Below are 22,411 nucleotides of genomic sequence, written 5' to 3'. Positions count from 1 at the left end.
ACGCGTTCAGCACCGCCTTGAACGGCGTCAAGAGTACACTGTACTGCCGGATTTCAGTTTCAACGAAGAAAGCGATCTATCGGGGTTCGACACCCGGAACTATCATAGTTGATTGGCGGGGCGCTTAGCCGTCGTCGCGGCCGTCGTCGTTGGCGAACTCGGTCAGCGTCATCTCCCGGGCGACCAGCGTATGATAGAGCGCCGAGATAGTGAGCACGACAGCAAACAGGGTCGCCCAGACGAGGTGGGGAATAAGCGTGAAGGGGTAGACGCCGACCCACAGCACCGTCACGACGGCGAGGCTGATCGCGCCAAAGGAGAGGTAGTACTCGCGCCAGGGGAACTCTCCCTCGGGGACAATCTCCAGGTAAACCGTCAGCTCCTCGGTCTGGTCGGTCGTGGTGATGACGCCCTCGTCGCTATCGTAGTCGATGATACCCACCTCGTCCATCTGGGAGAGGTGGGACTGCTGGAGGGTGGTGTAGACACGCTTGCGCTGGGCACTCGTGACTTCGTCGGTGAGACAGTCGTACTCCGCGGCGGCGACGTAGTCTGCGAGCTCACCGAGAGATACCGGCCCGCCATGCTGGCGGAGATACTGGAGGACGTGCCGACGGCGCTCGTTCTGGAGCACGTCGAATATCTCCTCGTTCGAGAGGCCGTCCTCGGATTCCGCACGTCGAAGCTGCTGGCTCATCTGCGACGCTCACCTTGACCCCGCGGCAGTGCCATTCTACCACGCAGTGAGAGACAGGAGCTAATAATGTTGATGGTCGATTGGAATAATTAAAGTTCAACTGACGGGTTAGTCCGTCCAGGCGTCAAATTCCCGCTGTCAGCGGCTGGACTAGGCCGAATCGGCGTCCCAGGTCGCGACCGTGGTCGAACTGCCGTCCGTAGAGTGGACGAGCCTGACCGTCGCGCCGGCGTCGACGGTGACGGTCACGCTCGAACCAGCCGCTACCTCCCCGCTCCATCCGAGCGCGCTTTCGCCGGCCGTCCCGCCTGGTTGGGCCCTGACCTCCAGGTTCGACGCGTCCATCGTGTCACCGCCGACGTGGGAGAGCGTCAGCGCACCGGAGTTACCGCTGTGGTTGAGGTCAGCGCTCCCGGTGGCATCGGCGTCGTAGTTGAACTCGAACGACGCCGTGGGTGCCGAACTGATGAGTCCCTCTTCGGCGCCCACGACTACACCCGCCGTGACTGCTGCGAGGGTGATGCTGATGGCAAAGAGCAGGACGACACCGACGACTGGGGAGACCGCGTCGTCGGCCGACCGGAGAGTGCTGACAGCCATATTCCTGTTCCCGTACCGAATGCTAGGGAGTTAGTTCCGCTATTATATGACTGTTAGGAAGTGACTGGAATCTTATATTCCTGGCGTCGCCACTGAGCGTCGAATGAAAAATAGCGGCCGAAAAGGTGGCCAGAGAGGCGGCTCAAATCAGCTTATGAGCAGGGTTGGGACCGGAGCGTCGCCGAGCTGCCGTCGGAACGCCAGGTGAGTGGTGCCTGAGCATCCTCGAACGGGGCTGAGACATTGTCGCCGGCGGAGAGTGTATCCGGCCCGTAATTACTCAGTGCGTTGTTCGAGTCGTTCGCCAGGTACAGATTATCGCCGTCGAGCTCGTCGCCACCGTCGTGGACTAATGTCGTCCCCTCACAGGTGAAACTCGCCTGCGGCGCCTGGTCGCTCAGCGAGTCCCCGAGTCCGAGCACGAAGGTGGCGATAACGGCCGCGAGGATGACCGTGATTGCAACCATCAGGATGACACCGATGACCGGTGAAACTGCGTCGTCGTCAGCGAGTAAGGTTTTGATATTCATTTGAATATATTAGATTTTTTTTATGTGGTCGAGCAGGACTCACTCCGCAGCGTCGCGGAGCTGCCATCTGACGACCAAGTGAGTGGGGCTTCACTGTTGTTGAACTCAGGAACCACCGTACTGCCAGCCGAGTAGGTGTCTCCCGTGCCGAAACTGAAGCCGGTGCTCCCGTCACCAGTTTCCAGGTTGTCAGATTTGAGCTCGTCGCCGCCATCGTGTATCAGCGCGCCAGTGTCGTTACAGGAGAAACTCGCCTGGGGCGCCTGATTACTGAGCGAATCGCCGAGTCCGAGCACGAACGTCGCGATGACGGCCGCGAGGATGACTGTAATAGCCACCATCAGGATGACGCCGATGACCGGCGACACCGCGTCGTCGTCTTGTATGAGTGTTTTCAGATCCATGATTGTGTCCGACACGTTCTGAGACGCTGGCGCCGCACTGTTACCAGTTGAGTCCCATTCGTGTCCCTATCCCCAGAATTAGGGCAGATACGTATAAAGGTACAGTACCGATTATCCGTTGTGAAAACACCCTTGATTCTCAGGGCAGTAGAAGTAGCACGACAGTCACGAAAACGGCGAGCACGAGGATGCTAACCCCGATACCGGCCCGAAGTGAGTTCGAGTGGTCAGCCTCGACGACCCCTTCGTAGACGGTATCAGGATTTGTAACTGATTTGACGACGGTGCTCGCGCCGGCGACAGTCGCCCGGTCGACGGCGTCGTAGAGGTCCGTGAGGCCGACGACGAGTGCGCGGGTCCCGTAGAACACGGCAGGATTGGTGAGAGTATCTATGTCGGGGACCCGGCCGAGTTTCGAGAGCGGTTTCTTCAGGAGGGCGAAGGCGACGAGCCCGATGACCCCCAGCAGCACGCCTTCGACGACGTGGACGACGGTGTATGTCGTGTACACTTTCTCGACCGCCGCCTTACTGGTGACGTCGAAGGGGAGCAGCGCGAACAGGGACGCGTCCGACAGGCCGTAGAACACACAGAGGACGGCGACACCGACCATCGCGACACTCTGACCCCGATTGGCGTCCTCGACGTCACCGTCGTACTCGCCGTGGAAGAAGGCGTAGTAGCCGAACTTGATGAACGACATGAACGTGCCGACCCCACCAAGCAGGAGTAGCCACTCCAGGGTCGTCCACTCGTACACTGGCAGGGGCCCATCGACGAACGTGTAGTGAGCGCCGTCGATGACGATACCCTTGCTGACGAACCCGTTGAAGCCGGGGAAGCCGGCGATAGAGAGCGCCGCCACGGTGAACGCGCCCGCCGTAATCGGCATCTGCCGGGCCAGTCCGCCGAGTTTCTTCAGGTTCTCCTCACCGGTACGGTAGACGACGACGCCGGCGGTCATGAACAACAGCCCCTTGTAGAGGATGTGGTTGAACACGTGAGCGAAAGCGCCGGCCTGCGAGAGTGCCGACCCGATGCCGACGCCGGCTATCATGTAGCCGACCTGGGACTGGATGTGATAGGAGAGCAGTCGGCGCATATCGTTCTGGAAGAGGGCGAAGGTCGCCCCGAAGACAGCCATCCCACCGCCCATGTAGGCGATAGCGACGTGGCCGTCGGGGAACGCCCGGTACATTCCGTAGACGCCTGTCTTCGTGGTGAACACGCAGAGGAAGACGCTGGCGGCGATGTGTGGCCGCGGATACGTATCGGGGAGCCACGCGTGCAGGCCGATGAAGCCGACGTTGACGCCGATACCCACCGCCGCGAGGGCCGCTGGCAATCCGGGAGCAATACCCGCTGTCTCGGGCCCGCCCGGCACCGAACCAAAGAGGAAGGTACCCTTGATGGCGTAGTTCTGGAGGATCGCGGCCATCAGCAGGGTCCCGCCGATACCGTGGAAGATGGCGTACCGGTAGCCCGCACGGACCGCCTTCCCGCGGTGGTGCCAGACCAGCAGCGTGCTCGTGACGGCCATCAGCTCCCAGAAGAACAGCAGCGTGAGCCAGTCGCCGGCAAAGACCGCACCGAAGCTGGTGGCGACGTAGGAGTACGCGAAGGCGGTCTGGACGCATTCGGCCTCGCTAGCGTACGAATACAGCACCGCTGCGATGCCGATGATGCCGAAGATGATGCCCATCAGCCGCGAGAAGTCGTCGACGTTCAGCAGGACGGCGTCGAATCCCAGGAACGTCGTCCGGATGAAGGCCCCGGAGGGGACTGCCCACGACCACGCGAGCGCCGCCACGGAGGCGACGATACCCAGCGCGTGACCGGCCTTGCGGGGCAAGAACGCGATGGCGATAGCCACGGCGAGCAGGACGACCACGGGCGGCACGGTGGTCAGCGGTCCCGCCATCAGCCCATCACCCCCGGCAGTCCGCCGACGATGGTCTCGACGATACGCAGGAACACCGCCAGCCGCGGCGCGATACCGAGTGCCAGCGACAGCGTCGCCGCCGTAAGGATGGGGCCGAGCATGAACCAGGTGCTCTCCTGACCCTGCCAGCCCCGGCGTTCCCACCCGCGCTCGGGCGGGCCGCCGTGATGTTCCTCGTCCTCGTGACGCTTGCCCAGATGGTCGACGTGGGCTGGGTCGGGCACCGACTCGTCGGCCTCGGAATCCGGTTCGTCCCCATCACCGAGGTGTTCGGCGTCGTCGACTGACTCTTCCTGGGTCAGGTCGGGCGAGCCCGACGGGGAGCGGGGACTGTCGGTCCCCTCGCCGCCATCAGACCGAATGGCCTCGCTCCCCCCGAGGACGGCGCTGACGAGGGGCTTCTCGTCGTGGTGTTCGGGCGTCTCGAAGTACGCCTGGTAGACGATGGGCCAGAAGTACGCGATGTTCAGAACCCCGGAAACCAGCAGGGCGGCGGCGAAAATCGACTGCCCGCCTTCCAGCGCCCCGATGACGAGATACCACTTGCTGACAAAGCCCGCAACGAGCGGGATGCCGGCCATCCCCGCCGCGGCGACGGCGAAGGCTGCCATCGTCAGGGGCATCCGTGTCCCGATACCGGCCATGTCGCTGATGTCGTCGGTGTGGGTCTCGACGTGGATGGCGCCCGCACAGAAGAACAGGGTGAGCTTCATAAAGGCGTGGGCGGGGATATGGAGCAGGCCGCCTATCAGCGCGTTGCCCTCAAGCAGCGCAAGCCCCAGCACGATGTAGGAGAGCTGGCTGATAGTGGAGTAGGCCAGCCGGCGCTTGAGGTTGTCCTGGCGCAGGGCGATGATACTCGAGGCGAGCAGGGTGAACGCGGCGACCGCAGCGAGGGGCACGGCGACTCCGAGGTCGGCCATGAGGTCGGTGCCGAAGACGTCCAGCACGACGCGAGCGATGCCGAAGACACCGCTCTTGACGACCGCGACAGCGTGGAGCAGCCCCGACACGGGCGTCGGCGCGACCATCGCGTCGGGGAGCCAGGAGTGGGCCGGCATCAGCGCGGCCTTCACGCCGAATCCGGCCACGAGCAGCGCGAAGGCGGCCTTCGCGAGCGTGGGGTCGGCCGTCGCCAGCGCCTCGATACCGCCCGGCGTGAACGCCGTGGTCCCAGCCATCGCCCCCGACCCAGTCAGGAAGTAGACCAGCAGCGTCCCGCCGAGGACGGCCACCCCGCCGCCGAAGGTGTAGGTCAGATACTTCCGGCCGGCGGCGCGGGCCTCGTCGGTCTCGTCGTGGGTGACCAGCGGATACGTCGACACCGTCAGCAGTTCGTAGAAGACAAAGAGGGTCAGCAGGTTCGCACCGAAGGCCACGCCGATGGCCGTGGCGACGCTCGCGGCGAATGAGGCGAAGTATCTGGTCTGGGCGTGTTCGCTCAGTCCGCGCATGTAGCCGATGGAGTAGAAGCTGGTGACCACCCACAGCAGGCTCGCGAGCAGGCCAAAGAGGATACCGAGCGCGTCGGCCCGGAGTGCGAATACGAGCCCGTTGCCCAGGTCGACCACCTCGGTGACGTAGACGGTCCCCGACAGCACGCCGGGGACCATGCTGGCCACGATGGCGAGCTTGGACCCGGCCACCAGAAGGGTGACCCCCTCGCGGACGTTGGGTCGCGATTTCAGCGAGAGAATCACGGGAATAGCGAGCGCTGAGACGAGCACGGCGGCCAGTGGTCTGAGGGATGCGACGTCTGTCATTGTATGAGTGGCGGCAGTGTCTCTGTCAGGAGCTGTTCGAGCGCCGGGACGGCGGCTGTCAGCGCGACCGCGAGGACGGCGGCGACGACGACCACGGCGAGCATACCGGTGGAGACGGCTTCCTCACCGTCGTCCCCGTCACCGCCGTCAAAACGGGGTTCTGACGAGGCTCGCAGTCCATCGGACTCCTCACCGCCGTCGGCGATGGACCCCTCCTCGCGGATGGTCGGCTCGGCGAAGTAGAGGCGTTCACCGAGCCGGGCGAAGTAGGCCAGCGTCAGCAGTGTACTCGCGAGCAACACGGCGACGACCGGCCACAGCTCGGCCTCGACGGCGCCGACGAGGATGTACCACTTGCCGACGAAGCCGATGGCGGGCGGGACGCCGACCATGCCGAGTGCGAGGACCGTAAAGGCGCTGGCGGCAAGCGGCGTCCGCCCGCCCATCCCGGCGTAGCCGCCGATTGTCGTGGCGCCCGTCTCGCGCTCGATGATGCCGGTGGCGGCAAAGAGGCCGCCCTTCATCACCGCGTGGCCGACGAGGTGGACGGTCGCGCCGACGACCGCGATGGGCGTCGCGACGGCGAATCCGGCGATGACGAGACCGAACTGCGACACCGAGGAGTAGGCCAGCATACGCTGGACGCTGGCCTGGGAGACGGCCAGCGCCGACCCGGCGACGATGCTCACCGACGCGACGACGATGAGCGCCCACCGCGCTGCGGGCACCGCCGTCAGGAAGTCGACGGTAAAGACCGAGAACAGCAAGCGAGCGAGCGCGTACGCCGACACCGTCGAGACCAGCGCCGAGATGAACGCGCTGACGCTGTCGGGTGAGTTCGCGTAGGCGTCTGGCTGCCAGGTGTGCAGCGGGAACAGCGCGACTTTCACCGAGAGGCCGCCGACCATCAGCCCGAAGGCGGTCAGGACCAGCGTCGAGTCGTAGCCGACCGCGGCGAGTTTCCCGCTCATGTCCGCCATGTTGAGCGTGCCCGTCGCGGCGAGCGCGTAGCCCACGCCCAGCAGATACAGCGAGGCGCCGACAGTGCCGACGATTAGGTACTTCAGCGCGGCGACGGCCGCGCTGGCCTCGCGACCGCTGGCGACGAGGCCGTAGGCCGCGAGACCGGTAATCTCGAGGAAGACGTAGAGGTTGAACACGTCGCCGGTCACCGTCATCCCCGTGAGGCCGGTGACCAGCAGGAGAAGCTGGCTGTAGAACGTGTTCTCGTGGGGCCCGGCGTGTCTCGCGTACGCGAGCACACCCAGCGAGATGGCGCTGATGAGCAACACCACGGCAAGTGAGAGCCCGTCGACGACCAGTTCGATGCCGTAGGGCAGTGCGAAGCCGCCGACGGCGTAGCTGACGACGCCGTCGGTCCAGACCCGCTCGGCGAGCAAGCCCGCGAGCGCGGCGTGGCCAAGCATCGTGACGACGGCGATGGACCAGCCGGAGCGGTCGGTGTACAGACTCGCGACCAGCGGCACCGAGGCGCCGATTATTGGCAGGACGACCAGCAGAACGGGGAGATGCTCAATCATAGTAGAGTTCCTCCAGCGTGTCTTCGTCGAGCGTGCCGTACTCCGAGTAGATGCGGACGATGAGGGCGAGCGCCACCGCCGTCAGACTCACCCCGACGACGATGGCGGTCAGGATGAGGACGTGTGGCAACGGGCTCACGTAGGGTCCCCCGCCTTTCGTCACGATTGGCGGGTTCGCGCCGGTCCGGAACGCCAGCGTGATGAAAAACAGGAAGATACCCGTCTGGAAGATGTTCATCCCGATGACCTTCTTCACGAGGTTGGGCGACTCGATGAGTGTGTACAGCCCGATACCGAGCAGCAGGACGACCGCGTAGTAGTTGTACCGGCTCGTCAGCAGGTCGAGCTGTAACACGTCCGCCGTCATCGCTCATCATCCCCCGTGACGTGGCCGAACCCGGCCGCGAGCAGGAAAAAGAGGCCGATGGCGATGCTGGCGACGATCCCGCCGATACCGAGCTCGACCAGCTCGATACCGTACTTGCTGGCTTTCGAGTAGAGCGGCAGGTACTCGTTGTACTGGAGGAACTGGCCGCCGAGTGCCATCGCGCCCAGCCCGATGCCGGCGAAGACGAGGACGCCGCCGGAGGCAAGTGCTGCGACGACGCGCACGTCGACCCACTGCCGCGTGGAGTCGATGCCGTAGGCGAAGGCGAGCATCATCACGACCGAGCCGGCGATGACGCCGCCCTGGAACCCGCCCCCGGGCGTGTCCGCGCCGTGGAACATGATAAAGAGGGCGAAGGTCAACACGAAGGGCGCGACGACCCGGACCGTCGTCATGATGATGGTCGACTCGACGTACAGCCCCGGTTGCTCGTCGGCGCTCATGCGAACACCTCCCGACGGAGCACGGAGAGCGCGACGACGCCGGCCGAGAAGACCACGACGGCCTCCCCGAGCGTGTCGAAGCCACGATAGGCCGCAAGCACCGCCGTCACCGCGTTTTTCACCTGCGTCTCCTTTTTGGCGTTTTCCAGGTAGTACTGGGTGACCTCGCCGCCGACGACGGGCGCGGTCGGGTCGCCGATGGCCGGCAACGACGGCACCGTCGCGGCCATCACGAGGACGAACCCACCGACGAAGAAGACCGTCCGCCAGCGCACCGACTCGAAGAGGCGGTCCGCGTCCGGCGTGACAGTGTTGGCAAGCGCCAGCAGGAACAGGACGGTCATGATACCGGCGCCGACGGCGGCTTCGGTCAGCCCCACGTCGGGGGCCTGGAGAACGAGCCAGATGACGGAGATGCCCAGGCTGTAGGCCGCGAAGGCGATGACTGCCGCCATCGTGTCTTTCAGTAGCGCCGTGCCGAGGGCGCAGGCGAGGACGAAGAGTAGCAACGACCCCTCGAGCAGCGTCAGACTCATTGCTCGTCCTCCGTCGTCCACGGCTCGATACCCTGGTCCTCTGCGGCGCGGGCGATGGCGTGGGCCGCCGTCGGGTTCGTGATGAACATGAAGATGACCAGGAAGGCGGCCTTGACTGTCGAGAGCCCTGACTCGAGGGCAAGGGCGACCGCAGCGATAGTGAGCACCGCACCGAGCGTGTCACTCTTCGATGCCGCGTGTGCGCGAGTGTATATGTCCGGCATCCGGATGATACCGATAGCGGCGACGGCGCCGAAGAACGCGCCAAGCAACGCCAGCACGACGATGGCCCACTCGACGGGCGTCATAGCACACCTCCGTGCTCGACGTTGAACTTCGAGAAGGCTATCGAGAGCAGGAAGTTGAGCAGTGCGTAGACGAGCGCGACGTCCAGAAACGCCGACTCCTCGAAGGCCGCGGCGACCAGCGCGATGGCTATCACTGTGTTGGTGCCGGCGACGTTGACGGCGATGACCCTGTCGTGGATGGTCGGACCGACGAACACCCGGTAGAGGGCGACGACGGCGAAGAGGACGAAGGCCGCGGCGATGGCCAGCAGCGCAGTCGAGAACTCAACCATCGCTGTGCCCCCCGTCGTCCCCGCGTTCGCGCGGGGTCGCGATGGCCGCGGCCTCCCGGCCGTAGAAGACGAACCGAACGGCGCGTTCCAGCCCGCCGTCGAAGAGGTCTGCCCGCGAGCCGGCGGTCAGCGAGTGGATGGCGAAGGCCCGGTCGGTGACACTGACCGTCAGCGTCCCCGGCGTGAGCGTGATACTGTTTGCCAGCGTCGTCACCGCGGTGTCGCCCCAGACGGCCGCCTCGAGCTCGACCATTTCGGGGTCGATGGGGAGGTCGGGGTGGAGGACGACGTAGGCGATCTGGAGGTTCGCGACGGCGATCTCCTTGAACAGGTAGGGCGTGTAGATGGCCATCCTGACGGTCTGTTTGCCCACCCGGGCGAAGGACGGTTGGTCGCTGAACGCGACCGGAGCGAGCAGGACGGCGACGAGTGTCGCCGTGAGAAAGCCGGTGAAAACGTCGATGGGTTTCCACGACGAGAGCAGCATGTAAAACAGGTAGGAGGCAGCGAAGACGGCGAGGTACTTCGGGAGCGAGGCGGCCCGGGTGAGCACTGTCCGTTCCGTCCGGCGCTCGACCGGCGCTTCCTCTATCGCCACGTCGCCGCGGGCCAGCTCGATTGTCAGGGGCCGCAGCATGGGGCCCGCGCCCCCGGGGCTGTACTCGGAGTCCAGGACGATGCGGTCGATGTCCTGTTCGTCTGCGTAGGAGAGCAAGACGTCGGCGTAGTCGCCGGGGCTAAACAGGTACTGGTCGGCGCCGAGGACCTCGGTGACCAGGGAGAAATTCGACGGTTGCTCCCCGCCCGTGTCCTCGTCGACCCAGGCCTCGACCCGCGTCAACAGGTCGCTGGCGGCGGCCAGTTCCTCCGGCGCGTCCGGGTCGACCGCGCGGGTCGAGGCAACGTCGACGACGTGGAGTTCGACCGGCCGGTCGGCGGCCGCTTCGGTGGCCACGTCGACCGCGTACGCGATGGTATTTCGCACCGTCACGGAGTCGGCGACGGGCACCAGCAGGCGGAAGGCGTCGGGAGTAGTCACGATGGGTTGTGAGAATCCTGAATCTGTGTGTCTGAGAGGCGCTACAGTCGTTACCCCAAGCGAACGTCGGGATACGCAAAACTATTTCGCAATCACTCGGCCACGGATGATTGTTCGCCCAGTTTCGCGGCCAGTTTCTCGGCGACAGCGGTGCCCAGCCCCTGTTTGTCGCCGGTGTACTCGGTGTGGCCCTCGCTCTCGACGAGCAGTGCTCTGGTCCCAGACTCGCCCATCACGCTGGCGTCGTTGGCGACGACGAAGGCGAGGTCGACCCGTTCGATGAGGTCGCGAGCGCGGGCGAGCAACCCCTCGTCCCCGCCCGTTGACTCGACTTTGAAGCCGACGATAGGCAGGTCTGGGTGGTCGGCCCGGACGGTGTCGATGAGCTTCGGCGTCGGTTCGAGTTCGAGGGTCAGTCGCTCCTGGCCGCTGCGTATCTTCTCGTCGGCGGCGTCGACGGTGTAGTCCGAGATGGCGGCCGCGGAGACGAGCGCGTCCGCTTCGTCGGCGATATCTCCGACGGCGGCGGTCATCTCGGCGGCCGACTCGACGCGTTCGACGGTCGCGTAGGGTACCTCCGTACCATCGTGGACGAGCGTCACGTCGGCCCCGAGGACGTGACAGGCCCGCGCGACCGCCCGGCCAGTCCGGCCCGAGGCACGGTTAGAGAGGGTCCGAACCGGGTCGATTTCCTCCGTGGTCGCGCCAGCGGTGACGACGACGTGGCGGCCCGCCAGCGGCTGTGCGCCCGCCGCCCGCGCGACCGCCGTGACGATGGCGTCCTGGGTCGCGATTTTGGCTTTCCCCTCCTCGATTCTGGGGTCGACGAAATCGACGCCCCAGGACTCGACCCGAGAGATGGCGTCGAGCACGCCGGGGTGGTCGTACATCGGCTCGTGCATCGCCGGGGCCACGACGACCGGGACGTCCGCCCCCAGCGCCGTCGTGGCCGTCGTCGTTACCGGCGTGTCGTCGATGGCGGCGGCGACCTTCCCCACTGTGTTCGCGGTCGCCGGCGCGAGCAGGAGCAGGTCGCCCCAGCCGTCGACACCACAGAGCTCGACGTGTTCGACCCGACCGGTGAGGTCGGTGACGGCGTCGTTCTCGGTTGCGAACTCGACGGCCCAGGGGTGGACGATACCCGTCGCGCTGTCGGTCATGACCGCCCGGACCTCGGCTCCGTGCCGGCGAAGGTCGTGGGCCAGTTCCACCGTCTTGACCGCCGCGATGGAGCCCGAAACACCGAGAACGACGTTGACTCCCTCCAACATATGCCTCCCTTGGCCGTCGCGGCCTAAAAGTTCGCCCGGTCGATACCCTACTCCGGGGGAGGGGTGTAGCCGTCGCCGACGGCCACCGAGAGCGTTCGCGGCAGGGTCTCGAAGGCCAGGCGCCGCTCCTGGATTATCTCGCCGTCCAGGCTGAACCTGACCGACGAGGGATTGTGGACCTCGATAGCGAGCGACTGGGCCCGGAATCGGGTGATATATGCGGAGTCGCGTCCGAGCAGCCGCTCGACGACGGCGTCGCTCATGAGGCTGAGAACCGGGACGTCCTCGATGACGGTGACGTCGAACAGCCCGTCCTCGACGTTGGCAGGGCCCGTCCGGTTCGGGCCGAACTGCCGGGCGTTCCCGATGAGGACACTGAGCGCGTCACCGGTCCAGGCCGGGGCCGCCCGCTCGTGACCGTCGATAGCGACGGTGAGCCGGAGCGATTCGAAGTCGGTGACCGTCCGGAGCGTCGTGACGACGTACGCAAGGACACCCAGGCGCTGTTTCATCGCCGGCGACGTTTTGCTGCTCGAGTCCGCGGTCAGTCCGGCGACACAGGAGTTGACGAACAGATGGCCGTTGGCTTGCCCGAGGTCGATGCGGCGTCGGTCGCCGGACTCGACGACGTCGAACGCCGTCGCCACGTCCGTGACGCCGATTTGCTTCGCGAAGTTGTTCCCGGTCCCGACGGGGACGACGCCGACCGTGACGCTGTCGAGGGCACCCGCCCGCCGGATACCTCGGACGACCTCGTTGACCGTCCCGTCGCCGCCAGCCGCGACCAGCGTCTCGACGCCCCGTTCGGCGGCCGTGGCGGCCAGGGCCACCGCGTCGCCGTCGGTGTCGGTCTCCACGACGGTGTACCCCAGGCGGTTCGCGCGCTGTCGGACGTTGGCGCCGTGGCTCCCGCTCCCGCTCTCCGGGTTCAGGATGACGACGGTCTCGTCTGGCGAGTGCGTCATCGGCAACTCGACGTCCACAACCCCGGGGGCGTGCTGCTATCCGGCGCTTTCGCGTGACCCACCACGGTCACCCGAATGGGAGAGGACCGCTTGGTTATGTCGTCGATATCCAGCGTAAGCTCGGCGGATCCACGACTCGTGCGGGAAATCCGTGCTTACCGGCGTCACTCGTCTTCGGCGACACTGGGATGCATCGTCGGCGCCTCGGGATGTGGCTCGGCAAACGCCTCGCGCATCCGCTCCAGCGACGCGGCCTCCCGGTCTTCGCGCTCCGCCTCGTCAATCTCCTCACACCCCGGCGGGACCTCGCGGCCCCGGCCGGTGAAATACCCCTCCGGGACCGTCCAGTCGTGGTAGAAGTCGACGTCGCTGTCCTCGACGACCGCGATACCGACCTGTGCGCCGTGGCCGGCGGCGACGACGGTCTGGTGGTGCTGTTCGGCCAGGCGGCCCGCCGCGTACAGGCCCTCGACCGTCGTCGAGCCGAAGTCGTCGACGCCGACGAACGTCTTCGACCCGCGGTCGACGAACTCCACGTCCAGCCCCTCCAGATAGGTTGCGTCGGCCCACGAGGCCGCGATGACGTAGTCGGCGTCGTAGCTGTCGCCGTCGGCGGAAAGCAGTTCGAACCCGTCGCCCTCGCTGGTCACCCGCTGGATACGACCGTCTGCGAACGTGACGCCGGCGTCTGCGACCTGTTCTTCCAACAGGTCCAGCAGGAGCCGGGGGTTGATGCCAGCCGGGAAGCCCGGGTAGTTCTCGAGGTGGGCGTTGCGCCGCAAGATGGAGTCGCCGGTCGAAACGACGGTCGTCTGGAGTCCCGCACGCCCGGTGTAGAGGGCCGCCGAGAGCCCCGCGACGCCGCCACCGACGACGACTACCGAGGTGTCCGATGTTGCCATAGGGGACGGTTGCCCACGGCCGGAAAGAAAACTGCCGGTTCAGGAGCGGTCGGAGCGACTGCCGTCTTCGGTGTTCTCCGGGTCGCTACCGCCGGTATCGGTTTCTGGCACTACCCGAAGCCTCTTAATGATTCACCCACTAGTGGGGGCATAATGACCGACACCGTCGACGAGGTGGACCTGCCCTACGACGAGGGCGCCTCCATGCAAAAGAAGATAGAGGCGCTGCAGGAGCGTCTGGAGGTGCTCGAATCCCAGAACGAGGAGATGCGGGACAAGCTGCTGGACGCCAACGCCGAGAACAACAAGTACCAGCAGAAACTGGAGCGACTCACTCACGAGAACAAGAAGCTCAAGCAGTCGCCGCTGTTTGTCGCCACGGTCCAGGAGCTCAACGACGACGGTGCTATCATCAAACAGCACGGCAACAACCAGGAGGCCCTGACCGAGGTCACCGACGAGATGCGCGAGGACCTCGCGCCAGACGACCGCGTCGCCGTCAACAACTCGCTGTCTATCGTCAAACAGCTCAACGACGAGACGGACGTCCGCGCTCGCGTGATGCAGGTCGACCAGTCGCCCGACGTCACCTTCGCCGACATCGGCGGCATCGAAGAGCAGATGGAGGAGGTACGCGAGACCGTCGAGATGCCGCTCATCAACCCCGGCATGTTCGAGGACGTGGGCATCGAGCCGCCGAGCGGCGTCCTGCTACATGGCCCGCCCGGCACCGGCAAGACGATGCTGGCCAAGGCCGTCGCCAACGAGACCGACGCCACTTTCATCAAGATGGCCGGCTCCGAGCTGGTCCACAAGTTCATCGGCGAGGGCGCCAAGCTCGTCCGGGACCTCTTCGAGCTCGCCCGTCAGGAGGAGCCCGCCGTCGTCTTCATCGACGAGATAGACGCCATCGCGGCCAAGCGGACCGACTCGAAGACCTCCGGTGACGCCGAGGTCCAGCGGACGATGATGCAACTCCTCTCGGAGATGGACGGCTTCGACGACCGCGGCGACATCCGCATCATCGCGGCCACCAACCGCTTCGATATGCTCGACCGCGCCATCCTGCGCCCGGGCCGGTTCGACCGCCTCATCGAAGTTCCGAATCCGGACGTCGAGGGTCGCGAGCAGATCTTCCAGATTCACACCCGCAGCATGAACATCGCCGACGACGTGGACTTCGCCGACCTCGCCGCCGAGATCGAGGACGCATCCGGTGCCGACGTGAAGGCCATCTGTACGGAGGCCGGGATGTTCGCCATCCGCGACGACCGCACCGAGGTCCGGATGGCCGACTTCCACGACGCCTGGGAGAAAATCCAGCAGGACGAAGAGGAAGACGAGGACGTCTCGAAGACGTTCGCCTAGAGCGCTCGCTCCACCTGCTTTCGATTCGCGTTCCAGAACACGGAAACCCCTCGAATTCTCAGTTCCGGTATGGCCGTCGCAGACAGACTCCAGTCGCAGGCGAGAGCCTCCCCGCGCCGTGTCACCGCCGTCGTATCGCTCGTCGGCTACGTCCTCGTGTTCGGGACCTTCGGCGGGGTCTTCCCGTTCCCCTCCATCAGTAACGAGACCGTCATCCTGCTGTCCGACGCCATCGCGGTCGTCAACACCGCAGCGCTGACAGCCATCGTCGCTGGCGTCTACTTCATCCGGACCGACCAGGTCCGCAAACACCGGGCGGCGATGTTGAGCGCCTTCGGGCTCATCGTGCTCTTCCTCGCGATGTACCTCCTGAAGGTCGGCGGCGGCTTCGAGAAAGCCATCCTCGTCGAGGGGCCCGTCTACTACGCCTACCTCGTGATGCTGGCGATTCACATCCTGCTGTCGGCTATCTCGGTCCCCGTCGTGGTCCACGCCGTCGTGCTGGGGCTGTCACACACGCCCGACGAACTCCGGCAAACAGCCCACGCGAAGGTGGGCCGCATCGCCGTCGCCGCCTGGGGGCTCTCGCTCTTTCTCGGTATCGTCACCTACGTCATGCTGAACCACATCTATATGTGGGAGCCGCGTGGCGAGGCCGCACTGCTGCTCGCCATCGTCGGCCCGAAACTGCGACGCTGAGCCGACAGCCAGGCTCGGACACGCCGGGCGAATGAGCTAACTTGTTGGTGTGCGAATATATCACATGGCCACGAGCGCGTCGAGTTCACCACTCACCGACGTCGAGTATCTCGCACGGTCGCCACATCGCGTGACCGCGCTCAGTACGCTGGCCGAGCGCCCGGTGGACCGGGCCGCGCTTCGCGAGCGCACCGGCGTGTCGCAGTCGACTATCAGGCGCACCCTGCGAGTGTTCGAAGACCGCAACTGGGTCCGCAGAGACGGCGGCCAGTACGAAGCGACGGAGCTGGGTGCGTTCGTCGCGTCGGGGATGGCGGAGCTGCTCGACCGACTGCAGACCGAGCGAGCGCTCCGGGACGTCTGGCACCTGCTCCCGACCGAGGCGAACGGCTTCACCGTCTCGCTGTGGTCGAACGCGGTGGTCACGACCGCCGAGCCCGCCGCCCCGTACCGGCCGGTGAACCGGTTCCTGTCGCTGCTCCGGGGAGCTGACCGGTTTCGGTTCGTGGGCTTCGGCCTCGCTACGTTCGAACCGTGTCTGGCCGAGCTCCGAAAGCGGTGTCAGGACGGTCTGGACGCCGAGATTATCGAGCCGCCGGACGTCGTCGATTGCCTCCGGGCGAAACCGGCCGAGCGGTCCGGCAACGCGGTCCACAGCCCGGGGCTTACGGTTCGGACACACGACGACGTCCCGTCCTACGGGTTCGGGCGCTTCGACGACCGCGTCGCACTCACCGGCTGTGACCCCGACAGCGGGACCGTCCGCGTGCTCGTCGACACCGACGACCCGACGGCCCGCGACTGGGTCGAGTCCCGGTACCAGTCGTTCCGTCGCGAGAGCACCCCGCTCGCAGTGGAACCGTCGACGAGGTGATACCCGTGCAGACAGTGACCGGTTCCCACCGGCTGCCGGGCCGTCAGTGGCTGGGAATCTGTCAACCGGTAGCTACCTCAGCCTCGCTCTCGTCGTCTCATCTACCGAGGTGTGATAGACAATGACTGACGCATACAGACTCGACTGTGAGAGCGCAGCGGCCGACTGCCGATTTATCGTCCAGTCGGAGAAGGAATCGGAGGCCGTCGAACTGGCCAGTGACCACATGCAGGAGGTCCACGGACAGGAAGTCACGGACGACGAACTCAGGACCGAACACCTAGAGACCGTCTGACCATGCCAGAAACCGGCCAATCAGTCACCGAGGAATCGACCAGCGTCGAGCACGGCTCGGCGCTCCAGCAGGGGTCCATCCTGATGTCGCTTGCGGGCCTGGCCTTCGTCGGCTACGGCGTCGTCTTCCTGGCGCTGAATTTCCTGGGGAGCGGCTTCGAACTCGGCGTGAGCACGCTCGGCGGGCTGACGCCTGCAGAGCTGAACCCGGCCGTCGCCTACTACATCAGTCATCTGCACGTCGCCACGGCCGCCTTCATCATCTCGACAGGTATCGCGATCACGGCCCTCTCCTGGTACGGCGTCCAGGAGCGGCGCAGGTGGGCGTGGGCCACGGCCATCGTCGCCGCTGTGGTCGCCCTCGCCATCGCCCTCCCGATGCACTGGACCGGCGGGGCGTTCGCCCACGACTGGCTGACCCATCTCGGCCCCATATACCTGGCCACGCTGGTCTTCGTTGCGGGTGCCATCCGTTCCTACCAGGGGATGGCCGAATCGTAAGGACAACCGCCGTATTTTTTCCAGCAGAACACTCGCGTCCCGTCGGCTCAGTCCGTCCGGGGCAACAGCGTCGCGCCCACGGCGAAGGACACGACGGCACAGACCGAGAGCACTGCCAGCGGCACCAGGACCGCACCGTCGCCCGTACTCACCGCGCGCACACCCCGGGAGAAATAGGTCAGCGGCGAGAGCCACGTGGGGAACCACGCCGGGAGCAACTCCGGCGGGACGAACGTCTCCGAGAGGAAGAGCAAGGGCAGGGCGATACCGTTGCTCGCAGAGATGACGCCGTCCTGGGAACTCGCGAGACTCCCCAGCATCGCGCCGACGCCACAGAACAGTGCGACGCCGAGCACGACGAACGGGAGCAAGACCGGCGAGAACACGATGTCTGCACCGGTCAGGACCACCATCAGTCCGAGCAGGAGGAGTCCCGCCAGCCCGATGATGACCGTATTCACCAGCGTCTGGGCCAGCAGCCATTCCGGTCGGGTGAGCGGGGTAGTCGCCAGCTTCTCGAAGCGGTTGCCGTCGCGGTGGCGTGCGACCTCGCTGCCGACCCGCGAGAGCGGCGTGAAGAGGACGACCACTGCGAGATAGCCCGGCACGTAGTACGCCGGCTCGCGGGTGAACAGCCCGCCGCCACCGGGCCGCGTCTGGACCAGCACCCCGAAGATGACGACGATGATGAGCGGGAAGAAAAAGGTGAAGAAGACGGCGGTCCGGCGGCGCAGGAACGCACGGCTCGCCGCTCTGGACTCCGACTGGAGTCGCCCGAGGCGGCTCATCTGGCCCCTCCAGCGGCCGCGGAGGCAGTCTCCTTCGGTTCGCCCGCCCGGCCGACACCGGTCCCGGTCAGTTCCAGATAGACATCTTCGAGGTCCGGCTGTTTCCACGTCAGGCTGTCGTAGCCCAGCCCGACCGCGTCGAGCGCGTCCACGACGCCGCCGATGGACTCCGGGCGGACCCCGTAGACGACGAGTCGGCCGTTGCGGAGCGTCGTCTCGGCCGGGTAGTCGATGGCGTCGACAGCGGCCGCGTCGAACTCCCCGTCGACGAGGAGCTGGCTATCGCCGCCGTGGTCGGCCACCAGTGCCTCCGGGGCGTCGAGCGCGACGAGCCGTCCGTCGGCCAGCAGTCCCACGCGGTCGGCCAGTCGCTGTGCCTCCTCCATGTAGTGGGTCGTCACGAGGATGGTGACGCCGCGGTCTGCCAGCCCCTCCAGTAGTTCCCACAGCGCCTGCCGACCGGCCGGGTCGATGCCGGTCGTTGGCTCGTCCAGCACCAGCAGGTCGGGGTCGTTGATGAGCGCCGTCGCCACGCAGGTCCGACGCTGCTGGCCGCCCGAGAGGTTCTCGTAGTGGGTATCGGCGGTGTCGGCCAGGCCCACGTCTTCAAGCACGGCGTCGACGTCCCGTGTCTCGTCGTAGAGCCCGGCGTAGTAGGCGACCAGTTCTCGGGCAGTGAGCCGTTCGTGGGGCGTAAAGGACTGGGGCAGCAGGCCGATGCGGTCGCGGTCGACCACCGTCGGCGCCTCACCGAACAGCTCGACGCGCCCCTGAGCCTCCGTGGTTCCGGTCAGCGCGCGAACGAGCGTCGTCTTGCCCGCCCCGTTCGGGCCGACCAGCGCCAGCACTTCGCCCGCCGTCGCCGACAGCGACACGCCGTCCAGCGCGACGGTGTCGCCGTAGCTACGGCGGACGTCTTCGGCGACGAGTACCTCGGTCATACCTGTGGGTCAGAATCGATGGCCGAAAGCCGTTCCGTTCTCCCGGCGGCTACAGCCGCTCGCGGACCTGCCGCACGATACCGTCGACGTCGTAGTCGTCCTCGCTTTTCTCGTAGACCACCTCTCCATCGACCGTGACCCGGAAGACCCCGTGGTCGCCCGTCACCAGACTCACGCGGTCGAGGTCGGTCTCCAGTGCGTTCAGAATCGCTCGCTGTACGTCCAGTGCCCGGTCGCGAAAGCCACAGGGCACGCAGTATTCGACTTCGACGTCCGTCATGCCCGCTCGTAGGGCGCGAGTGGTGACAAAACCACCGACACGGGCTTTCAGTCCGACAGCCCGTGTTCTGTGGCGGTCCGCTCTCGCAGGTAGTGGACGGACTGGAGGAGCAACAGGACACCGACCGGGACCATGACCGGCGAGACGCCACCGACGGCCCACAGCAGAAGCGAGCCGGCACCAGCCACGAGACCGAGGGTGATGAGGGTCCGTTCGGCGACGTCGAGCAGCGGGAGGGGGAGGTCCACAGCCGTCAGACTCGCGGCGCGCCCGAAAAGCTGTCGCAAGACGGCCTGAAAGAACAGGGGCTCAGCGGCTTATCGCACGCCGGAGCCCACTCACGACGGTGATATCGAACCGGTGGACGGCGTACAGCAGGCCCACCGAGACGAGAAAGACAGCCGTCGAGAGGCCGTAGGACTGGGCGAGCGCGACCTGGTACAGCGCCCCGCCGGCGCCGATGGCCCCGCCGACGACCGAGGCGACGATGGGGAGCACACAGCTCACACACGAGAAGAGGCCGACCACGCCGCCGGCGAGGCCGCCGCTGGCGTCGACGACGGTGACGTAGACGAGATACGACAGGGCGAGATAGCCAGCCACCTTCCACGGCGTGACTACGACCGCGAGGGTCGCGCCGCTGTAGACGAACGACGGGGCAAAGCCGGGCGGTGCCGCGAGAACGACGCGGAGTCCCGTCCCCGCCCCACCGGTGCCGAAGACGCCACCGACGTAGCCCAGCAGGAGGCCGTAACCGACGGCGACGGCCGCGGCGAGGTATCGACGGCGGTCGGAGGCGGGCGCGGGTCGCACTCGCAGGAGCACCCAGGCGGCGACGTTGAGCCAGATAAAGGGGAAGGCAAGCAGGAACGGGTCCGTCGCGGCGCCGGGGAGCAAGAGGAGATACAGCATCACTAGCAGTAGCTCCGTGTTCAGGACGACCGCCCAGAGCGCGAGCGAGCGGCCCTCCGGAACCAGCCCGCGCCAGTCGTTCTCGAGCGTGCTCATAGGGCGAGTGAGTCGACGACGATGGCCACCAGTAGCAGGCCCAGATAGGCGTTCGAGGCGTGGAACGCCCGGAAGGCGGCCCCCTCGGTCTGCTCGCGGTGCAGCCGGATGACTGTCCAGAGGAAGACGGCCCCCACTGACGCGGAGGTCAGGGCGTACAGCCAGCCCAGCGATGTCAGCGCCGCCAGGACGCCCGACCCGACGAGCGTCGCGCCCAGGTAGTAGACGATGTGTTTGCGTGTCTCCGTCTCGCCGCGGACGACCGGCATCATCGGGAAGCCGCCGGCCTCGTAGTCGTCCTTGTACGCCAGCGCGAGGTTGTAGAAGTGGGCGGGCGTCCACAGGAAGATGACGCCGGCCAGCGCGATGCCGGGCAGCCCCAGCGACCCCTCGACGGCGACCCAGCCGATGAGCGCCGGCAGCGCCCCTGCGGCCCCGCCGATGACCGTGTTCTGGACGGTGTTCGGTTTCAGGACAAGCGTGTAGATGACGCTGTAGAATACGATTGCGGTGAGTCCCAGCGCCGCCGCCAGCACGTTGACCTGCCAGAACAGGACGAGGGCTGCGGCCGCGAGCGCGACGCCGAAGGCCATCGCGTTGGCCACCGGAATCCGGTGGGTCGCGATGGGTCGGTCCGAGGTCCTGTCCATCCGCTTGTCGATATCGCGCTCGAGCACGTGGTTGAAGGTCCCCGAGGAGCCGATAGCCAGCACGCCCCCACCGAGGGTCAGCAGGACGGTCCGGGTCGTCAGCGCGGGCCCGGCCGCCAGCGCCATCCCGGCGGCGGCGACCAGACACAACAGCCACATCAGTCGCGGTTTCATCAGCCGGAAGTACGCGCCCAGGGTGCCCAGCACGCGCTCTTTCGTCGAGAGCGCGGCGACCGGGGTCGGCGAGTCCGTCTCGTCTTCGTCGGGTATCGGCGCCGGGGAGAGGTCCTCGACCGGCGTCTCGTCGTCGTCGCCCGTCTCGAACTCCAGCTGCCACGCGAGCGCGAGCACGAACGAGACGAAGATAGCCATGCCGACGCCGAGATGGACACCGGGGACGGCGGTCGCCCCGGAGGTCGCGACGAACGCACCCAGCGCAATCTGGACGGGATAGAGGGCTATACCGACGAGCAGAGCGGCTTTGACCCGTCTGCGCGTCGTCGTCCGCAGGCCCAGCCCGACCGTTCCCAGTGCGAGGGCTCCGACGACCGCCGCAATCAAGCGGTGCCCGCGCGCTATCAGCAGGTCGGGCTCGGCGAGCGTCACCGGCCCCTGACACAGTGGCCAGGAGCTACAGGCTGTGACGGCGTCCGTGATGGTCGCCGTTGCACCGGCGATGACCAGCAGATAGACACCTACTGCCGTCGCGGCCAACAACCCGGTGAAGGTCCGACTCTCTGCCATTGCTACACCCTTTGACGGCGCACACTTAGACTCCTCGCTTTTCGTGGCCCTCCGACCAGCGATCTCAGTCCTCAGCGGGTCGTTTGTGCAGTTCCCACGACAGGTCGAACGAGGTCCCCGCCGTCTCGTTTATCTTGACGGCCTGTTTCCCGTCCTCGTTAGAGACTTCGCGCCAGCCATACACCTTCTGGAACTCGACGTCTGCGTCCGGGTTGGAATCGACTGTGAGGTTGGTCAGCTTGAACTCCTCGCCGGGGAGGCCGGCAAACCTGGTAACGAGTGTCGTCGAGTTGGCCTCGATCGTCGCCTTGCAAATCATCGCCTGCTTTGTTGAGTGCACACGCGAAGCTAGGGCTAATTCGTATTGGAAACGTATCTCGGCTGTTCTAGCGTCTCAAACACGACTGTCTCGCCAGCATTCTGGGTTATCTCGCGGAAATCGTCAGCATGATTGTACCAACTAACAGAATCGTATTCGGGAACCACTCTGTTCCCGTCAACACAAATCCGCCAGCGAACGGGCGTGTTTGGGTAATGCGAGGCAATATCGAAGGCGTTCGTCCGGTTGAAATAGACATTATCGAAGGCATCTCGTGTCTGCTGCAACTGCCGGTTGTCGGTGGTCATAGCCAGGCTACTGCATAGAGCCTCATGTCGTATGGC

The 22,411-nt window shown here is 65.9% G+C and carries 29 protein-coding genes; 5 read left to right on the top strand and 24 right to left on the bottom strand.

The genetic code is table 11. The features are described 5' to 3' along the window. Nucleotides 1-124 precede the first annotated feature (124 nt). From EGD98_RS04055 to EGD98_RS03980, 16 genes are all read right to left on the bottom strand, one after another. Nucleotides 125-697 carry a DUF7344 domain-containing protein gene (locus tag EGD98_RS04055; RefSeq protein WP_220587072.1) on the bottom strand — a complete coding sequence of 191 codons (573 nt, stop codon included), beginning with the start codon at nucleotides 695-697 and terminating at the stop codon, nucleotides 125-127. A gap of 150 nt (nucleotides 698-847) precedes the next feature. Further along, nucleotides 848-1,297 (bottom strand): type IV pilin domain-containing protein, encoded by a 450-nt coding sequence (locus tag EGD98_RS04050; RefSeq protein ID WP_220587071.1) that lies wholly within the window; start codon nucleotides 1,295-1,297, stop codon nucleotides 848-850. Between the two features lie 152 nt (nucleotides 1,298-1,449). Next, nucleotides 1,450-1,827: a type IV pilin domain-containing protein gene (locus EGD98_RS04045; protein WP_220587070.1), complete on the bottom strand. Its 378-nt coding sequence runs from the start codon at nucleotides 1,825-1,827 to the stop codon at nucleotides 1,450-1,452. A gap of 20 nt (nucleotides 1,828-1,847) precedes the next feature. Further along, complete coding sequence (locus EGD98_RS04040) at nucleotides 1,848-2,231, bottom strand: type IV pilin domain-containing protein (protein ID WP_220587069.1); 384 nt, start codon at nucleotides 2,229-2,231, stop codon at nucleotides 1,848-1,850. A gap of 139 nt (nucleotides 2,232-2,370) precedes the next feature. Beyond that, the gene (locus tag EGD98_RS04035) at nucleotides 2,371-4,152 is read right to left on the bottom strand and encodes a Na(+)/H(+) antiporter subunit D (protein ID WP_220587068.1); all 1,782 of its coding nucleotides are present in this window, start codon (nucleotides 4,150-4,152) and stop codon (nucleotides 2,371-2,373) included. Continuing rightward, complete coding sequence (locus EGD98_RS04030; RefSeq protein ID WP_220587067.1) at nucleotides 4,152-5,936, bottom strand: cation:proton antiporter; 1,785 nt, start codon at nucleotides 5,934-5,936, stop codon at nucleotides 4,152-4,154. Before EGD98_RS04030 ends, EGD98_RS04035 begins: the two co-directional genes overlap by 1 nt. Next, the gene (locus EGD98_RS04025; RefSeq protein ID WP_220587066.1) at nucleotides 5,933-7,477 is read right to left on the bottom strand and encodes a monovalent cation/H+ antiporter subunit D family protein; all 1,545 of its coding nucleotides are present in this window, start codon (nucleotides 7,475-7,477) and stop codon (nucleotides 5,933-5,935) included. The genes EGD98_RS04030 and EGD98_RS04025 overlap by 4 nt, the downstream gene beginning before the upstream one ends. Next, on the bottom strand, nucleotides 7,470-7,844 hold the full coding sequence (locus tag EGD98_RS04020; RefSeq protein ID WP_220587065.1) for a cation:proton antiporter subunit C: 375 nt from the start codon (nucleotides 7,842-7,844) through the stop codon (nucleotides 7,470-7,472). Before EGD98_RS04020 ends, EGD98_RS04025 begins: the two co-directional genes overlap by 8 nt. Beyond that, complete coding sequence (locus EGD98_RS04015; protein ID WP_220587064.1) at nucleotides 7,841-8,308, bottom strand: Na(+)/H(+) antiporter subunit B; 468 nt, start codon at nucleotides 8,306-8,308, stop codon at nucleotides 7,841-7,843. The genes EGD98_RS04020 and EGD98_RS04015 overlap by 4 nt, the downstream gene beginning before the upstream one ends. Continuing rightward, complete coding sequence (locus EGD98_RS04010; protein WP_220587063.1) at nucleotides 8,305-8,844, bottom strand: DUF4040 domain-containing protein; 540 nt, start codon at nucleotides 8,842-8,844, stop codon at nucleotides 8,305-8,307. The genes EGD98_RS04015 and EGD98_RS04010 overlap by 4 nt, the downstream gene beginning before the upstream one ends. Then, nucleotides 8,841-9,152 carry a monovalent cation/H(+) antiporter subunit G gene (gene mnhG, locus EGD98_RS04005; protein ID WP_220587062.1) on the bottom strand — a complete coding sequence of 104 codons (312 nt, stop codon included), beginning with the start codon at nucleotides 9,150-9,152 and terminating at the stop codon, nucleotides 8,841-8,843. The genes EGD98_RS04010 and mnhG overlap by 4 nt, the downstream gene beginning before the upstream one ends. Beyond that, complete coding sequence (locus EGD98_RS04000) at nucleotides 9,149-9,424, bottom strand: cation:proton antiporter (protein WP_220587061.1); 276 nt, start codon at nucleotides 9,422-9,424, stop codon at nucleotides 9,149-9,151. The genes mnhG and EGD98_RS04000 overlap by 4 nt, the downstream gene beginning before the upstream one ends. Further along, nucleotides 9,417-10,463, bottom strand: a complete 1,047-nt coding sequence (locus tag EGD98_RS03995) for a monovalent cation/H+ antiporter subunit E (RefSeq protein ID WP_328761955.1) — start codon at nucleotides 10,461-10,463, stop codon at nucleotides 9,417-9,419. Before EGD98_RS03995 ends, EGD98_RS04000 begins: the two co-directional genes overlap by 8 nt. 92 nt (nucleotides 10,464-10,555) lie before the next feature. Beyond that, nucleotides 10,556-11,734, bottom strand: coding sequence for a bifunctional phosphopantothenoylcysteine decarboxylase/phosphopantothenate--cysteine ligase CoaBC (coaBC, locus tag EGD98_RS03990; RefSeq protein WP_220587060.1), 1,179 nt, complete (start codon nucleotides 11,732-11,734; stop codon nucleotides 10,556-10,558). Between the two features lie 47 nt (nucleotides 11,735-11,781). After that, complete coding sequence (locus tag EGD98_RS03985; protein WP_220587059.1) at nucleotides 11,782-12,699, bottom strand: diacylglycerol/lipid kinase family protein; 918 nt, start codon at nucleotides 12,697-12,699, stop codon at nucleotides 11,782-11,784. 164 nt (nucleotides 12,700-12,863) lie between these two features. Beyond that, on the bottom strand, nucleotides 12,864-13,601 hold the full coding sequence (locus EGD98_RS03980) for an NAD(P)/FAD-dependent oxidoreductase (protein WP_220587058.1): 738 nt from the start codon (nucleotides 13,599-13,601) through the stop codon (nucleotides 12,864-12,866). A gap of 153 nt (nucleotides 13,602-13,754) precedes the next feature. On the opposite strand from EGD98_RS03980, the gene pan1 reads away from it, so the two are divergent. The 5 genes from pan1 (at nucleotide 13,755) to EGD98_RS03955 (ending at nucleotide 17,337) form a co-directional block, all read left to right on the top strand. Next, nucleotides 13,755-14,969 carry a proteasome-activating nucleotidase Pan1 gene (gene pan1, locus EGD98_RS03975; protein ID WP_220587057.1) on the top strand — a complete coding sequence of 405 codons (1,215 nt, stop codon included), beginning with the start codon at nucleotides 13,755-13,757 and terminating at the stop codon, nucleotides 14,967-14,969. Nucleotides 14,970-15,038: 69 nt separating this feature from the next. Further along, complete coding sequence (locus EGD98_RS03970; protein WP_220587056.1) at nucleotides 15,039-15,668, top strand: DUF420 domain-containing protein; 630 nt, start codon at nucleotides 15,039-15,041, stop codon at nucleotides 15,666-15,668. Nucleotides 15,669-15,732: 64 nt separating this feature from the next. After that, nucleotides 15,733-16,542 carry a helix-turn-helix transcriptional regulator gene (locus EGD98_RS03965; protein WP_220587055.1) on the top strand — a complete coding sequence of 270 codons (810 nt, stop codon included), beginning with the start codon at nucleotides 15,733-15,735 and terminating at the stop codon, nucleotides 16,540-16,542. 121 nt (nucleotides 16,543-16,663) lie between these two features. Then, entirely contained in the window at nucleotides 16,664-16,837 is a 174-nt protein-coding gene (locus tag EGD98_RS03960; protein WP_220587054.1) for a DUF1059 domain-containing protein, read from the top strand. A 2-nt stretch (nucleotides 16,838-16,839) separates the two neighbouring features. Next, on the top strand, nucleotides 16,840-17,337 hold the full coding sequence (locus EGD98_RS03955) for a hypothetical protein (protein WP_220587053.1): 498 nt from the start codon (nucleotides 16,840-16,842) through the stop codon (nucleotides 17,335-17,337). A gap of 47 nt (nucleotides 17,338-17,384) precedes the next feature. On the opposite strand, the gene EGD98_RS03950 is transcribed toward EGD98_RS03955, so the two are convergent. From EGD98_RS03950 to EGD98_RS03915, 8 genes are all read right to left on the bottom strand, one after another. Beyond that, a complete protein-coding gene (locus EGD98_RS03950) occupies nucleotides 17,385-18,125 on the bottom strand; it encodes an ABC transporter permease (protein ID WP_220587052.1) in 741 nt (246 codons plus the stop codon). Continuing rightward, nucleotides 18,122-19,066, bottom strand: a complete 945-nt coding sequence (locus EGD98_RS03945) for an ABC transporter ATP-binding protein (RefSeq protein WP_220587051.1) — start codon at nucleotides 19,064-19,066, stop codon at nucleotides 18,122-18,124. The genes EGD98_RS03950 and EGD98_RS03945 overlap by 4 nt, the downstream gene beginning before the upstream one ends. A gap of 49 nt (nucleotides 19,067-19,115) precedes the next feature. Next, complete coding sequence (locus EGD98_RS03940; RefSeq protein WP_220587050.1) at nucleotides 19,116-19,346, bottom strand: SelT/SelW/SelH family protein; 231 nt, start codon at nucleotides 19,344-19,346, stop codon at nucleotides 19,116-19,118. A 47-nt stretch (nucleotides 19,347-19,393) separates the two neighbouring features. Continuing rightward, nucleotides 19,394-19,594 (bottom strand): hypothetical protein, encoded by a 201-nt coding sequence (locus tag EGD98_RS03935; RefSeq protein WP_220587049.1) that lies wholly within the window; start codon nucleotides 19,592-19,594, stop codon nucleotides 19,394-19,396. 61 nt (nucleotides 19,595-19,655) lie between these two features. Beyond that, nucleotides 19,656-20,354, bottom strand: a complete 699-nt coding sequence (locus tag EGD98_RS03930) for a DUF7546 family protein (RefSeq protein ID WP_220587048.1) — start codon at nucleotides 20,352-20,354, stop codon at nucleotides 19,656-19,658. Continuing rightward, a complete protein-coding gene (locus tag EGD98_RS03925) occupies nucleotides 20,351-21,748 on the bottom strand; it encodes a heme o synthase (RefSeq protein WP_220587047.1) in 1,398 nt (465 codons plus the stop codon). Before EGD98_RS03925 ends, EGD98_RS03930 begins: the two co-directional genes overlap by 4 nt. A 64-nt stretch (nucleotides 21,749-21,812) precedes the next feature. Further along, nucleotides 21,813-22,088, bottom strand: coding sequence for a hypothetical protein (locus EGD98_RS03920; protein WP_220587046.1), 276 nt, complete (start codon nucleotides 22,086-22,088; stop codon nucleotides 21,813-21,815). Between the two features lie 14 nt (nucleotides 22,089-22,102). Beyond that, nucleotides 22,103-22,375, bottom strand: coding sequence for a hypothetical protein (locus tag EGD98_RS03915; protein ID WP_220587045.1), 273 nt, complete (start codon nucleotides 22,373-22,375; stop codon nucleotides 22,103-22,105). Nucleotides 22,376-22,411: the final 36 nt, after the last annotated feature.

Source organism: Haloarcula salinisoli (assembly GCF_019599405.1).
Classification (GTDB): Archaea; Halobacteriota; Halobacteria; order Halobacteriales; family Haloarculaceae; genus Haloarcula; species Haloarcula salinisoli.
This window is presented reverse-complemented; position numbering and strand designations above follow the sequence as displayed.